This is a genomic window from Longispora urticae, from assembly GCF_053902585.1.
This window is the reverse complement of the sequence record NZ_JAQZSH010000015.1, coordinates 1-13,530: the sequence shown is the minus strand read 5'-3', so window position 1 is coordinate 13,530 and position 13,530 is coordinate 1. Positions and strand designations below refer to the sequence as shown.

Genomic DNA, 13,530 nt, shown 5'->3' with positions numbered 1-13,530 from the left:
AAGCTCTGCCGCCGCGATCTCGTGGCGCCGACCGAAGGGAGGCCCGCGTGATCGCTCTGTGGGACACCACCGGCATCGACGTCGTCAAGGCGTTGGCGGCCGAGCGGCGCAGCGCGGGCGGCCTGACCAGTGGTCTCGCGCTGACCCTGATCGCTGTCGTGGACGAGAAGCACGTCCGCGAGGCCGAGGCGGCGGCCACGATCGCCGCGCAGCAGCACCCGTGCCGCCTGCTGATCATCGTGCGCCGCGACGTGCTGAACCCCAACTCCCGGCTCGACGCGGAGATCGTGGTCGGCGGCCGGCTCGGGCCGTGCGAGGCGATCGTGATGCGGATGCACGGCCGGCTGGCCCTGCACGCCGAGTCGGTGGCCATGCCGCTGCTGGCCCCGGACGTCCCGGTGGTCACGTGGTGGCACTGCGAGCCGCCGGAGGGCATCGCCTACGACCCCCTCGGGGTGGTGGCGGACCGCCGGATCAGCGACGCCTACCAGTCGGCCGACCCGACGGTCGCGGTCCGGCAGCGGGCCGACGACTACGCGCCGGGCGACACGGACCTGGCGTGGACCCGGCTCACCCCGTGGCGCACCCTGGTCGCGGGCGCGTTCGAGGCCACGGCGGCCCCGGCGGCCAGCATCGTGATCGGCGCGCCGACCGGCGACCCGAGCGCGACCCTGCTGGCGGGCTGGCTGAAGGCCCGGCTCGGGGTGACGCCCACCATCACGCCGGCCGCCGAGCTGGCGTCGGTGGCGGTCACCCTGGCCAACGGCGACGCGCTGGCCCTCGAACGGAACGGCACCACGGCGGTGCTGCGCCGGACCGGCTACCCGGACCGGACGCTGCCGCTGATGGCCCGGCCGCTGGGTGAGGAACTGGCGGAGGAGCTGCGCCGGATCGACGCGGACCAGCCGTACGCGGCGGCGCTGGAGGCGGCCACCGGCACCCGGGGACTGAGCGAGCGCTCCCCGACCCGGGTGCACATCTGGCACGACCCGGCACTGTCGGAACCCGAGGAAGAACCCGTCTGAACCCTTCATCGGGTACGTCCCGCCGCCCGGCCGGTTCACCGTCGAACCCCGGGCGGCGGTTGGCGTTCCCGCGTCAACCGCTAGGAGCGACCTGTGACAGGCAGCGTTGTCGTGCACTCCGACCCCGAGGTGCTCGCCCAGGCCGTGGCGGCCCGGCTGATCACCCGGCTGATCGACGCCCAGGCCGCGCGCGGGGTGGCCTCCGTGGTCCTCACCGGCGGCCGGGTCGCCGCCGCCGTGTACGCGGCCGTCCGCGACAGTCCGGCCCGGGACGCGATCGACTGGTCCCGGGTGGACGTGTGGTGGGGCGACGAACGGTTCCTGCCCGCCGGGGACCCCGAACGCAACGAGACCCAGGCGCGCGCCGCCCTGCTGGACGCCGTGCCGCTGGACCCGGCCCGGGTGCACCCGATGCCGGCGACCGACGGGCCGGACGGGGAGGACCCGGAGGCGGGCGCCGCCCGGTACGCCGACCTGCTCGCCGGTGCCGGCCACCCCCAGGAGCTGCCGCACTTCGACGTCCTCCTGCTGGGCGTCGGCGAGGACGGCCACATCGCGTCGGTGTTCCCCGAGGCGCCGGCCACCCACGACCGGCGGACCGTCACCGCCGTGCGCGGTGCCCCGAAGCCGCCGCCGGTCCGGGTCACGCTCACCCCGTCTGCCGTGAACACGGCGGAGGAGGTGTGGCTGATCGCGGCCGGCGAGGGCAAGGCGGACGCGGTCGGCATGGCGCTGCACGGCGCGGGGCCGGTCCAGATCCCGGCGGCCGGCGTCCACGGCGTCAACCGCACCCTGTGGCTGCTGGACGCGGCGGCGGCCTCCCGCCTGGAGCCCAGTTACCGCAGCGTCCTGCGCTAGTTGTCAGACACGGAACCGGCCCGCCCCAGGTTTGGGGTGGGCCGGTTCCGTCGTACGTCAGCCAGCTCTTCGTTGCCTCAAACGTGCCAACGCCTCGGCGAGGATGAGCTCGCCTTCCGCGTCACTGCGTCGCTCCTTCACGTACGCCAGGTGCGTCTTGTACGGCTCCGTCCGCTGCCGGTCCGGCGGGTGCTCCCGGTCCTGTCCTGCGGGGAGCCCACAACGGGGGCAGTCCCACGTCTCGGGCTCCAGGACCTCGGCGGAGAAGGCCGCCTCGGTCTCGTGTCCGTTGGCGCACCAGTACTGGACCCGGTGGCGCGGGGCCGGTTGGCCACGCTCCGCCAGGCTCATCGGCCCTGAGCCGACCCTGGTGCCTCTGATGGCGCTTCCGCTCGCCACGGCTGCTCCTGTCGTCGGGGGGTACGACATAGCGAATACACGTGCGCGCGGTCCGTAATCGGACCGCGCGCATGAGTCTAAACAACCAAGGCGGTTATGGATATATGTCCAGACGACCGATGTGAGATGACCGGGCGACTGCTGTGCGTCGACGAGGTCGTCGTCGCGGTCAGGAGCCGGAGTTGGCCTTGATGAGCAGCCCGAGGCCGACGATCGAGGCGAGCCACAGGAGGCCGGCCAGGACCGTGTACCGGTCGAGGTTCTTCTCCGCCACCGACGATCCGGTGAGGGTGCTCGCCGCACCGCCGCCGAACATGGTCGACAGACCGCCGCCCTTGCCGCGGTGCAGCAGGATGAGCAGCGTCAAAATGATGCTGGTGACGATCAGCACACCTGCGAATACGTAAGCCATCTGGGGGGAAGTCCTCTCGAGTCCAACAAAACCGATCCAAGGATAGCCGGCGAGCCCACCGCCTACTAGCCCACCCACAGAGCCGAGATGTCCGCTTCGCCGAACGCGGGGTGGATGAAGGCATTGTGCACCTTGCTGCCGTACATCCGGAGGATCTTGGGGTGGATCACCGGGATGCCGGGCGCCTTCTTCTGGATCTCCTCGTCGAGCTCACCCCAGAGGGTCTGCTGCTTGTCGAGGTTCGACTCGGCCATCGCCGCGTCGATCTTCCTGTTGATCTCGGGGTCGTTGAGCTGGGCGAAGTTGTAGTTGCCCGAGGAGTTCCGGTCCTTCGGAATGGTCCGGCCGTCGAAGTTCGGCTGGATCACGCTGGACGCGCTCGGGAAGTCCGGCAGCCAGGTCGCGAAGGTCAGGTCGCCCTGCTTGTTCGGGGTGCCGGCCGTCGTGTAGTAGCCCCGGGCCGGGAACGGCTCCAACTTGACCGTGATGTCGATCAGCGCGAACGCCTCGACGACCGTCGCCATGGCCCGCTGCCAGCGCTTGGTGTCCTGGAAGTTCGCCGTCAGGGTCTTGGCGCACGGCTTGCCGTCCTTGGCCGCCTGCTCCATGAGGGCCCGCGCCTTCTCGGGCGCGCCCTCCTCGGAGGCCTCCACCCCGAACACGTCGAACTTCTTGTACGCCTTGATGTCCGGCGGGATCATCGTCGTCGCGTAGTCCCCGAAGATCGAGCCGCCGAGCATGCCCCGGAACCGCCGCTTGTTGAACGCCAGTACCAGCGCCTGACGGCACCGCGCGTCGGTGACCTTGCTGGTGTTGATGCCCAGGTACGCGGTACCGGAGATCGCGCCGGTCATGGCCCGCTTCGACAGGTCCGCGTCGTTGACGATCTGCTGGACGAAGTTGGGGGTCGCGTCGGTCTGGAGCGCGATCGAGGTCTTCGAGTCGCCCTGATCCTTGATCAGCTCGTCGGTGACCTCTTCGTCCTGGTTCTCCCGGATCAGGAGATTGATCTTGTCCGGGTACGCCTTGCGGACCCCGTCCGTGCTCGGGTTCCAGTGCGGGTTGCGCTCCAGCACCATGGGACCGCCCTTGCCGTCGAACGGCTGGGAGATCTTGTAGGGCCCGCTGGCGAACGGCCGGTTCGTGTAGTTGAGCTTCGTGTCCTGCTCCGGCGGCACCGGACCCCAGACGGGCATCGTCAGCGAGTACGGGAAGTCGCCGACGGGCAGCTTGAGCTGGAACTTGACCGTGCTCTCGTTGAGGCACTGGATCGAGGACAGGCCGGCGCCGTTGTTGTTCTTGTTGACGTAGGGGCCCTTGTAGTTGTCGGTCCCCGCCAGGTACTGCTGCGCGTACGTCGGCCCGTTCTGGTACTCCCGGGCGAACCGGCGCTCGATGCCGTACTTCACGTGCGCGCACGTGATCGGCGAGCCGTCCTCCCAGGTGACACCCTTCTTCAGGGTGAACTCCCAGACCTTGCCGCCGTCGCTGGGCCGCCCGAGGTCCGTGGCCAGGTCGGGCACGATCTCCGAGCCCTCGGCGCCGGCCGCGTCCTTGAACGTGATCAGGGTCCGGTCGATCAACCGGCTGATGTTCATGGCGGTGGTCAGGTACACCTGGGTCGGGTCGAGGAAGTCGGGCTGGGCTCGGAGGATGAGGTTGAGCGTCCCGCCCTGCTGCGGCTTGACCTCCGCCGGGGCGGACTTCTCGCCGTCGGGCGTGCACGCAGCAGTCAGCGCGATGGTCGCCGCCACGATCCCGGCGAACGCTGCGCGCCGCGCTCGGCGCGGTGTACCCGTGAGAGGGGTGCCGTGGTGCATCGTCATCCTCGGGGTGGTTTCAGGGGCGGCGCGGAACGACCCGCTCGAGACACTGTAGGGGCACCTGAGCCGTGGTGAAAACCCACCCTGAGTACCTGCGTTGAATCGTGACCGCCCGGATGCTAAGAGCATCCGGGCGGTCACTGTGAGTTACTTTTTTCCGGCGGGCTTACAGCTCCCGCACAGGTCATGGGCACAACTCTGACTACACGCTGACATGCTCCGGGAAGCGGCAGATCCGCGCGAACTCCTCCGCGTCGATGCTCGCCCCGCCCACCAGCGCGCCGTCCACGTCCGGCTGGTCCATGATGCCCGCGATGTTCGAGGACTTCACGGAACCTCCGTAGAGGACCCGCAACGAGTCGGCCAGCGCCGCACCGTACAACTCCGCCAGCTTCGCCCGCAGCGCCGCCACGACCTCCTGCGCGTTCTCCGGGGTGGCCGTGCGGCCGGTCCCGATCGCCCAGATCGGCTCGTACGCCACGACCAGCTTCTCCGCCTGCTCGGCGGTGACCCCGTCGAGGGCCGCCGCCAACTGGGCCGTGGTGTGCGCCACGTGCTCGCCGGCCTCGCGGACGTCCAGGCCCTCGCCCACGCACAGGATCGGCGTGATCTTGTGCTTGAGCGCGGCCTTCACCTTGCTGTTGACCACCGCGTCGTCCTCGTGGTGGAACTGCCGGCGCTCCGAGTGCCCGACGACGACGTACGAGCAGCCCAGCTTCGCGAGCATCACCCCGGAGACGTCCCCGGTGTAGGCACCCGAGTCGAACGGGGACAGGTCCTGCGCCCCGTAACCGACGAACAGCTTGTCCCCGTCGATCAGCGTCTGCACGCTGCGCAGGTCCACGAACGGCGGCAGCACGACGACCTCGACGGCCGTGAGCTGCTTCTCCGTGAGGCTGAACGCCAGCTTCTGGGTCAGTGCGATGGCCTCGAGGTGGTTGAGGTTCATCTTCCAGTTGCCGGCGATCAGCGGACGACGCTCAGACATCCAGGGCCTCCAGGCCGGGCAGGGTCTTGCCTTCCAGGTACTCCAGCGACGCGCCGCCGCCGGTCGAGATGTGCCCGAACGCCGACTCGTCGAGCCCCAGCGCCCGCACCGCGGCCGCCGAGTCCCCGCCACCGACGACCCCGAGGCCGTCGATCTTCGTCAGCGCCTCGGCCACCGCCCGGGTACCCGCCGCGAACGGCGCCAGCTCGAACACGCCCATCGGCCCGTTCCAGAACACCGTGTGCGCGCCGAGCACCTCGGCCGCGAAGGCCGCACCCGACTCGGGGCCGATGTCCAGGCCCAGCCAGCCGGGCTCGATCCCGTCGACCGGCACGGTCCGGACAGCCGCGTCGGCGGAGAACTTGTCCGCGATCACGACATCCGTCGGCAGCACGATCTTGCCCGTGGCCAGCAGTTCCCGGCAGGCGTCGAGCTGGTCGGCCTCCAGCAGCGAGGCGCCGATCTCGTGCCCCTGCGCCTTGAAGAACGTGAAGCACATGCCCCCGCCGACCAGCAGCCGGTCCACCTTGGGCAGCAGGCTGGAGATCACCGCGAGCTTGTCGGAGACCTTCGCCCCGCCCAGCACGACCACGTACGGCCGCTCCGGGCTCTCGGTCAGGCGCTTGAGCACCTCGACCTCGCGGAGCACCAGCCCACCGGCGTACGCCGGCAGCAGGCCCGCGATGTCCACGACACTCGCGTGCTTGCGGTGCACCGCGCCGAACGCGTCGTCCACGTAGGCGTCGGCGAAGGACGCGAGCTCGGCCGCGAAGGCACCCCGCACCGCATCGTCCTTGCTGGTCTCCCCCACGTTGAACCGCAGGTTCTCCAGCAGCGCCAACTGCCCGTCGGCGAGGCCGTCCACGGCCGCACGGGCCGAGGAACCCACCGTGTCGGTCGCGAACGCCACCGGGGCACCCAGCAGCTCCGCGAGCCGGACGGAGACCGGGTGCAGCGAGAACTTGGGCTCCGGGGCACCCTTCGGCCGGCCCAGGTGTGAGATCAGCACGACCCGCGCGCCACCGGCCAGGAACGCGGTCAGGGTCGGCAGCGCCGCCCGGATCCGGCCGTCGTCGGTGATGCGGTCGCCGTCGAGCGGAACGTTGAGGTCGGCGCGTACCAGTACGCGCCGACCCGTCACGCCCTCGGCCAGAAGATCGTCGAGGGTACGCATCCGACTAGCCGACCAGCTTCACCAGGTCGACGAGGCGGTTGGAGTAGCCCCACTCGTTGTCGTACCAGCCGACGACCTTGACCTGGTCGCCGATGACCTTCGTGAGGCCCGAGTCGAAGATGCACGACGCCGGGTCGGTCACGATGTCGGAGGAGACGATCGGGTCCTCGGTGTAGACCAGGATGCCCTTGAGCGCGCCCTCGGCGGCGGCCTTGATCGCGGCGTTGACCTCTTCGACCGAGGTCTCGCGGTTCGCGGTGAAGGTCAGGTCCGTGGCCGAGCCGGTCGGGATCGGCACCCGGAGCGCGAAGCCGTCCAGCTTGCCCTTGAGCTCCGGGAGGACCAGGCCGATGGCCTTCGCCGCGCCGGTACCCGTCGGAACGATGTTGAGGGCGGCGGCGCGGGCCCGACGCAGGTCGGAGTGCGGGCCGTCCTGCAGGTTCTGGTCCTGGGTGTACGCGTGGATCGTCGTCATCAGACCCTGCTTGATGCCGATGGTGTCGTTGAGCACCTTCGCCATCGGGGCCAGGCAGTTCGTCGTGCACGACGCGTTGGAGATGATGGTGTGCTCAGCGGCGTCGTACAGCTCGTGGTTGACGCCCATCACGATCGTGATGTCCTCGTTCTTGGCCGGAGCCGAGATGATGACCTTCTTCGCACCCTTGTCGATGTGCGTCTTCGCCTTCAGCCCGTCGGTGAAGAACCCGGTCGACTCGATCACGATGTCCGCGCCGATGTCGCCCCAGTTGAGGTTCGCGGGGTCGCGCTCCGCGAACGCCTTCATCGTCTTGCCGCCGACGGTGATCTCGTCCGAGGACGCCTTCACCTCGAGGCCCAGCCGGCCCAGGATGCTGTCGTACTTCAGCAGGTGCGCCAGCGTCGCGTTGTCGGTCAGGTCGTTGACGCCGACGATCTCGATGTCCGCGCCCGACGCGAGAACCGCGCGGTAGAAGTTACGGCCGATCCGGCCAAATCCGTTGATGCCAACCCGGATGGTCACAGGTTCCATCTCCTCGCCGCTCGAGCCGGCGCAGCTCGCGCCGGCGAAGGTAGCCACTGACCCGGCCCTGGGTGCTCGGCCGGGATACCTCTCCCGGCCTCGTCGCCGAACACCCCGACCCTATCTGAACGCCCACCGGTCACGGCGGGCGGCGGTCGGGGTGCCCACGACACCATTGACGGGTACGGTGCCCCGAACCGCTCAGACGTCCACCGACAGCATCTCCGGGGTCACCGCCGACTCGGTGTCGGGAATGCCCAGGTCCCTGGCCCGCTTGTCCGCCAGCGCCAGCAACCGGCGGATCCGGCCCGCGATCGCGTCCTTCGTCAGCGGCGGCTCGGCGAGCGCGCCCAACTCCTCCAACGACGCCTGCCGGTGGTCCAGCCGCAGCCGGCCGGCCGCGATCAGGTGGCCCGGGGACTCGTCCTCCAGGATCTCCAGCGCGCGGGTCACCCGGGCCGCCGCCGCCACCGCCGCGCGGGCCGAACGGCGCAGGTTCGCGTCGTCGAAGTTCGCCAGCCGGTTCGCCGTGGCCCGGACCTCGCGCCGGACCCGGCGCTCCTCCCAGGTCAGCACGCTGCTGTGCGCGCCGAGCCGGGTCAGGAGCATCCCGATCGCGTCGCCGTCCTTGATCACGACCCGGTCCACGCCCCGCACCTCGCGGGCCTTGGCCGTCACGCCGATCCGGCGGGCCGCCCCGACCAGGGCCAGCGCCGACTCCGGACCCGGGCAGGTGATCTCCATCGCCGACGACCGGCCGGGCTCCGTCAACGAGCCGTGCGCCAGGAACGCGCCCCGCCACGCCGCGATCGCGCAGCACACCCCCGCCGACACCACGTGCGGCGGCAGGCCCCGGACCGGCCGGCCCCGCACGTCCAGCAGACCCGTCTGCCGGGCGAGGGACTCGCCGTCCTTCACGACCCGGACGATGTAGTGGCTGCCCTTGCGCAGGCCACCGGACGCCAGGACGTGGATCTCGCTCGGGTAGCCGTAGACCTCCGCGACGTCCCGGCGCAGCCGCCGGGCCACCGCACCGGTGTCCAGCTCCGCCTCGACGACCACCCGGCCGCTGACGATGTGCAACCCGCCCGCGAACCGCAACAGGGCCGCCATCTCGGCCTTGCGGCAGCAGGGCTTCGGTACGTCAACGCGGCTCAGCTCATCCTTGACCGCGGCTGTCATCGCCATCGTGTCGCCCACCTCGTGTGCTGCGGGCCCCCAGGGAGCCCAGAATCGGTTGCAGGGCCGCGGCCAGCGCGGCGGGATCGTGCCGGGGGGTGTCATCGTCGACCGCTACCGGCGCGAGCACCAGACGTGCTCCGAGCGCCACGGCCGCGCGTTCCACCGGACCGGGATCCCCCACGGCCCGGTCGTCGGCGAGAACCACATCCACCCGCAACTCCGGCATGTACGACATCAACGCGGCAAGGTGGTCCGCATGGGACAGCCCCGCCGTCTCCTTCTCGGCTGCCAGGTTCAACGCGACGATGCGCCGCGCGTCACTGGCGACGATCGCCCGACGTAACTCGGGCACCAGCAGGTGCGGGATCACACTCGTGAACCAGGAGCCCGGCCCGAAGACCAGCCAGTCCGCCGCGCCCACCGCCTCCAGCACCTCGGCGCACGCCGGAGGGGACGCCGGACGCAGCCGCACCTCCCGGACGTCGCCCGCGGTGACCGCCACCTCGTGCTGCCCCCGGACGGTGACCACCTTCCCGTCGAGAAGGACCTGCGCCTCGATCTCCAGCGCCGTCCGGGTCATGGGGAGCACCCGGCCGCACGCGTCGAGGAGGCCGGCGGCGTGGTCCAGAGCCGCCACGGGGTCACCGAGCAGCTCCATCAGTCCAACGAGCATCAGGTTGCCGACGGTGTGCCCTGCGAGCGGATCATCGCCGGCGAACCGGTGCTGGAGCAGAGCGGCCGTCAGGGCCCGCTCGTCGCCCGACAGGGCCGCCAGCGCCTGGCGCAGGTCCCCCGGGGGCAGCGAGCCCCGTTCGGCCCGCAGCCGGCCCGAGGAGCCGCCGTCGTCGGCGACCGTCACCACGGCCGTGATGTCCAGTTTCAGGTCCCCGCGCATCGACCGCAGCGCGCGCAGGGAGGCGCTGAGCCCGTGTCCGCCGCCGAAGGCGACCACCCGGATCACGCGGGCACCCCGCCCGGCCGGGACAGCGCCGCGCGACGTCCGCCCGGGGCCCTCATTCCCGCCCCAGATCCCGGTGCTGGGCGTGGGCCGACAGCCCCGACCCCCGCAACCGCTGGGCGAGCTCCTCGGAGATGGCGACGCTGCGGTGCTTCCCGCCGGTGCAGCCGACGGCGACCGTGAGGTACCGCTTGCCCTCCCGCTCGAAGCCCGGCACCGTACCCGCGAGCAGCCGCGCGTACCCGCCGACGAACTCCTCCGCGCCCGGCTGGCCGAGCACGTAGTCGCTGACCGGCTCGTCGCGCCCGTTGCGTTCCCGCAGCTCCGGTACCCAGAACGGGTTCGGCAGGAACCGCGCGTCGAGCACGAAGTCCGCGTCGACGGGCAGCCCGTACTTGAACCCGAACGACAGCACCGTCACCCGCAGCTGGCGCTCCTCCGGGGCCGCGAACAGCTCCTCGACCCGGGCGCGCAGCTGGTTGACGTTGAGATGGGAGGTGTCGATCAGCACGTCGGCGTGTTCCCGGGCCTCGGCGAGCAGCAGCCGCTCGGCCTCGATCCCGTCGGACAACCGGCCCGTACCCTGCAACGGGTGCGACCGGCGCACGCTCTCGAACCGCCGGACCAGCACGTCGGGGTCGGAGTCGACGAAGACGACCTTCGGCCGGAAGCCGCGTTCCCGCAGGTCCCGCACCGCGCCCGTCAGATCGGTGGAGAAGGCCCGGCTCCGCACGTCCAGAACCATGCCGGTCCGCCGGGTCGCCTCGCCCGCCTCGAACGCCAGCTCCGCCATCGGCACGAGCATCGTCTGCGGCAGGTTGTCGACCACGTAGTAGCCGACGTTCTCCAGGGCCCGCGCCACGGTACTCCGCCCACCGCCCGACACCCCGGTGACAATCACCAGGTCCAGGTCACCGCGCTCCGTCACGCTCCCCCCTCGTCTCGCTTCGATCCGCCAGTGTCCCCCGCCCCCTCACCAGGGGTTTCGGCACCCCCTGGGTCACTCGTCACGGTCGTGGGGTTACTCTCCGCTCCCGTGAGGCTGGCGAGCACCGCCTCCGCCGTCCGCGGCCCGATCCCGGGCACCTCGCTGATCTCCACGAGGCTCGCGGCGGCCAGCTTCTTCAGCGAACCGAACCGCTTCAGCAGCGCCTTCTTCCGGATCTCCCCGAGCCCCGGGATCGTGTCCAGCGCCGAGGCCGTCATCCGCTTCGACCGCCGCTCCCGGTGGAACGTGATCGCGAACCGGTGCGCCTCGTCCCGCAACCGCTGCAACAGATAGAGCCCTTCGGAGGTACGCGGCAGGATCACCGGGTACTCGTCATCCGGCAGCCACACCTCCTCCAGCCGCTTGGCCAGCCCGCACACCGCGACGTCCGTGACGCCCATCCCGGCCAGGGTCTCCGCCGCCGCCCCCACCTGGGGCGCACCGCCGTCCACCACGACCAGCTGCGGCGGGTACGCGAACCCCTTGCGCGCCGGACCCGCCGTGAGCTCCTCGACCGCCGAGCCGTCACCCGGAGCCACAACGGCCGGCGCGGCCTCCCCCTTGTCCCCGCGCTGGGCGAACCGCCGCCGCAGCACCTCCGACATGGCCGACAGGTCGTCGGTGGCGCCCCGGATGATGAACCGCCGGTACTCGCTCCGCCGCGCCACCCCGTCCTCGAACACCACCATGCTCGCGACCACGTCGGTGCCCTGGAGCTGCGACACGTCGTAGCACTCGATCCGCAGCGGCGACGAGTCCAGCGACAACGCCTCGGTCAGCTCCTCCAGGGCCTTGCCCCGCAGACTCAGGTCCCCGGCCCGCCGCAGCTTGTGCTGGGCCAGGGCCTGCTCCGCGTTGCGGGTCACGGTCTCCAGGAACGCCCGCTTGTCGCCGCGCTGCGGAATCTTGAGCTGCACCTTCGAGCCGCGCAGCCCCGACAGCCACGCCGCCAGCGCCGGGGCGTCACCCGGCAGCTCGGGCACCAGCACCTCGCGCGGCGGGTCGCCGCCGTCTCCGTACACCTGGGTACAGAAGCTGTGGACCAGCGCTCCCGGCTCCAGGTCCTCGACCTTCTCCACGATCCAGCCCCGCTGCCCCCGGACCCGGCCGTCCCGGACGTGGAACACCTGCACCGCCGCCTGCAACGGGTCCTCCGCGAACGCCACCACGTCCGCGTCGGTCGCCTCGTCGAACACGACGGCCTGCTTCTCCATGGCCTTGCGCAGCGCCGTCAGGTCGTCGCGCAGCCGGGCGGCCCGCTCGAACTCCAGCTCCTCGGCGGCCTCGGTCATCTCCCGCTCCACCTTGCGGAGCAGCGGATCGGTGTTGCCCGCCATGAAGTCGCAGAAGTCGTTGACGATCTGCCGGTGCTCGTCGGCCGACACCCGCCCCACACAGGGCGCGGAACACTTCCCGATGTACCCCAGCAGGCACGGCCGGTCGATCTTCGCCGCCCGCGCGAAGACACCCTTCGAGCAGGTCCGGGCAGGGAACACCCGCAGGAGCAGGTCCAGGGTCTCCCGGATCGCCCAGGCGTGCGAGTAGGGCCCGAAGTACCGGACACCCTTGCGCTTCGCCTCACGCAGAACCAGCAGCCGGGGGTACTCCTCGTCCAGCGTCACCGCCAGATACGGGTACGTCTTGTCATCCCGGTACCGGACATTGAACCGCGGATCGAACTCCTTGATCCACGCGTACTCCAGCTGCAGCGCCTCGACCTCGGTGTTCACCACCGCCCACTCCACCCGGGCGGCGGTGGTGACCATCTGGAACGTCCGCGGATGCAACGTCAACGGATCCGCGAAGTACGAACCCAGCCGGCTGCGCAGGTTCTTCGCCTTGCCGACGTAGATCACCTTGTTGGCGGGGTCGAAGAACCGGTACACGCCCGGTGTGACGGGAATCGTCCCCGGCGCGGGACGATAGGTCAGGACAGTCGACGAATCCGGCACCGTAGAAGACTAGCCCCGAGATCACTCTCTGGCGATGTCGTCCCCGGTGATCTTCAACAGGATCGGGCTGAGCCCCTTCGCCGCCGGCCCCTTGACCAGAGAACCGTCGTCCGCGCTGAACTGCGAACCGTGGTTGGGGCACGTGATCACGCCGCCCTTCGGCTCGTCCACCGTGGTCCCCATGTGCGGGCACCGGGCACTGAACCCCTTGACCACCCCGGCCTGGGGCCGCAGCAGGAGCACGTTCCCGACGAGTTTGCCGCCACCGACCGGGACCTCCGAGACCTTCGCCAGCACCGCGGACGCGGCCGAGGTCGCACCGCCCTGCGCCGGAGGGGTCGTGGCCTGCGTCTCCGGAGCCGGCGTCGCGGGATCGGAACCGCCACACGCCGCCAACAGTGCGGCCGCCCCCACACCGCCGGCGCCCACGAACAACGCCCGCCGGCACAGCCCGAACTGTTCCCGAGTCTCAGTCATGGCTACGAGCATGCCGGGGCCGGCCGGACACCGCCAGTGTTCTTACCGAATACACAGCAAAGCCTTAGTCCGCGTGACGGGAATGGCCACAAAACGGCAGGCAAAATAGAACGAAGGCCCAACCCCGATCGGGGTTGGGCCTTCGTTGAAGTTGTGTCCGGCGGCGTCCTACTCTCCCACCCCGTCCCCAGGGCAGTACCATCGGCGCTGAAGGGCTTAGCTTCCGGGTTCGGAATGTGACCGGGCGTTTCCCCTTCGCTATGACCGCCGTAACTCTCTCAGAACAACAGCACC

The 13,530-nt window shown here is 70.6% G+C and carries 13 protein-coding genes and 1 rRNA gene; 2 read left to right on the top strand and 12 right to left on the bottom strand.

All coding sequences use genetic code 11. The features are described from left to right. Positions 1-47 precede the first annotated feature (47 nt). Positions 48-1,025, top strand: coding sequence for a glucose-6-phosphate dehydrogenase assembly protein OpcA (locus PT931_RS07865; RefSeq protein WP_456245014.1), 978 nt, complete (start codon positions 48-50; stop codon positions 1,023-1,025). 93 nt (positions 1,026-1,118) lie between these two features. Next, positions 1,119-1,883 (top strand): 6-phosphogluconolactonase, encoded by a 765-nt coding sequence (gene pgl, locus PT931_RS07860; protein ID WP_456245013.1) that lies wholly within the window; start codon positions 1,119-1,121, stop codon positions 1,881-1,883. Between the two features lie 57 nt (positions 1,884-1,940). Here the strand turns inward: pgl and PT931_RS07855 are convergent, their stop codons facing one another. The 12 genes from PT931_RS07855 to rrf all read right to left on the bottom strand — a co-directional run bounded on the left by PT931_RS07855 (position 1,941) and on the right by rrf (position 13,508). After that, the gene (locus PT931_RS07855; RefSeq protein ID WP_456245012.1) at positions 1,941-2,282 is read right to left on the bottom strand and encodes an RNA polymerase-binding protein RbpA; all 342 of its coding nucleotides are present in this window, start codon (positions 2,280-2,282) and stop codon (positions 1,941-1,943) included. A 169-nt stretch (positions 2,283-2,451) separates the two neighbouring features. After that, positions 2,452-2,694: a preprotein translocase subunit SecG gene (gene secG / locus PT931_RS07850; protein WP_456245011.1), complete on the bottom strand. Its 243-nt coding sequence runs from the start codon at positions 2,692-2,694 to the stop codon at positions 2,452-2,454. Positions 2,695-2,759: 65 nt separating this feature from the next. Then, positions 2,760-4,520, bottom strand: a complete 1,761-nt coding sequence (locus PT931_RS07845; RefSeq protein WP_456245010.1) for an ABC transporter substrate-binding protein — start codon at positions 4,518-4,520, stop codon at positions 2,760-2,762. 199 nt (positions 4,521-4,719) lie between these two features. Then, entirely contained in the window at positions 4,720-5,505 is a 786-nt protein-coding gene (gene tpiA, locus PT931_RS07840; protein ID WP_456245009.1) for a triose-phosphate isomerase, read from the bottom strand. Beyond that, a complete protein-coding gene (locus tag PT931_RS07835; protein WP_456245008.1) occupies positions 5,498-6,679 on the bottom strand; it encodes a phosphoglycerate kinase in 1,182 nt (393 codons plus the stop codon). The genes tpiA and PT931_RS07835 overlap by 8 nt, the downstream gene beginning before the upstream one ends. A 4-nt stretch (positions 6,680-6,683) precedes the next feature. Further along, on the bottom strand, positions 6,684-7,679 hold the full coding sequence (gap, locus tag PT931_RS07830; protein WP_456245007.1) for a type I glyceraldehyde-3-phosphate dehydrogenase: 996 nt from the start codon (positions 7,677-7,679) through the stop codon (positions 6,684-6,686). A gap of 201 nt (positions 7,680-7,880) precedes the next feature. Further along, a complete protein-coding gene (whiA, locus tag PT931_RS07825) occupies positions 7,881-8,867 on the bottom strand; it encodes a DNA-binding protein WhiA (RefSeq protein ID WP_363726961.1) in 987 nt (328 codons plus the stop codon). Then, a complete protein-coding gene (locus PT931_RS07820) occupies positions 8,839-9,822 on the bottom strand; it encodes a gluconeogenesis factor YvcK family protein (RefSeq protein ID WP_456245006.1) in 984 nt (327 codons plus the stop codon). Before PT931_RS07820 ends, whiA begins: the two co-directional genes overlap by 29 nt. Before the next feature lie 52 nt (positions 9,823-9,874). After that, positions 9,875-10,747 carry an RNase adapter RapZ gene (rapZ, locus tag PT931_RS07815; RefSeq protein WP_456245005.1) on the bottom strand — a complete coding sequence of 291 codons (873 nt, stop codon included), beginning with the start codon at positions 10,745-10,747 and terminating at the stop codon, positions 9,875-9,877. Continuing rightward, positions 10,744-12,759 carry an excinuclease ABC subunit UvrC gene (gene uvrC / locus PT931_RS07810; RefSeq protein WP_456245004.1) on the bottom strand — a complete coding sequence of 672 codons (2,016 nt, stop codon included), beginning with the start codon at positions 12,757-12,759 and terminating at the stop codon, positions 10,744-10,746. The genes rapZ and uvrC overlap by 4 nt, the downstream gene beginning before the upstream one ends. A gap of 21 nt (positions 12,760-12,780) precedes the next feature. Beyond that, on the bottom strand, positions 12,781-13,236 hold the full coding sequence (locus PT931_RS07805) for a Rieske (2Fe-2S) protein (protein ID WP_456245003.1): 456 nt from the start codon (positions 13,234-13,236) through the stop codon (positions 12,781-12,783). A gap of 155 nt (positions 13,237-13,391) precedes the next feature. Then, positions 13,392-13,508: ribosomal RNA gene (rrf, locus tag PT931_RS07800) — 5S ribosomal RNA — on the bottom strand. Between the last annotated feature and the right edge of the window lie 22 nt (positions 13,509-13,530).

Bases quoted from the DNA above. Each gene is read 5' to 3' on its own strand.
- secG (WP_456245011.1), bottom strand. From the start codon at position 2,694: ATGGCTTACGTATTCGCAGGTGTGCTGATCGTCACCAGCATCATTTTG.
- PT931_RS07845 (WP_456245010.1), bottom strand. From the start codon at position 4,520: ATGACGATGCACCACGGCACCCCTCTCACGGGTACACCGCGCCGAGCG.
- tpiA (WP_456245009.1), bottom strand. From the start codon at position 5,505: ATGTCTGAGCGTCGTCCGCTGATCGCCGGCAACTGGAAGATGAACCTC.
- PT931_RS07835 (WP_456245008.1), bottom strand. From the start codon at position 6,679: ATGCGTACCCTCGACGATCTTCTGGCCGAGGGCGTGACGGGTCGGCGC.
- whiA (WP_363726961.1), bottom strand. From the start codon at position 8,867: ATGGCGATGACAGCCGCGGTCAAGGATGAGCTGAGCCGCGTTGACGTA.
- PT931_RS07805 (WP_456245003.1), bottom strand. From the start codon at position 13,236: ATGACTGAGACTCGGGAACAGTTCGGGCTGTGCCGGCGGGCGTTGTTC.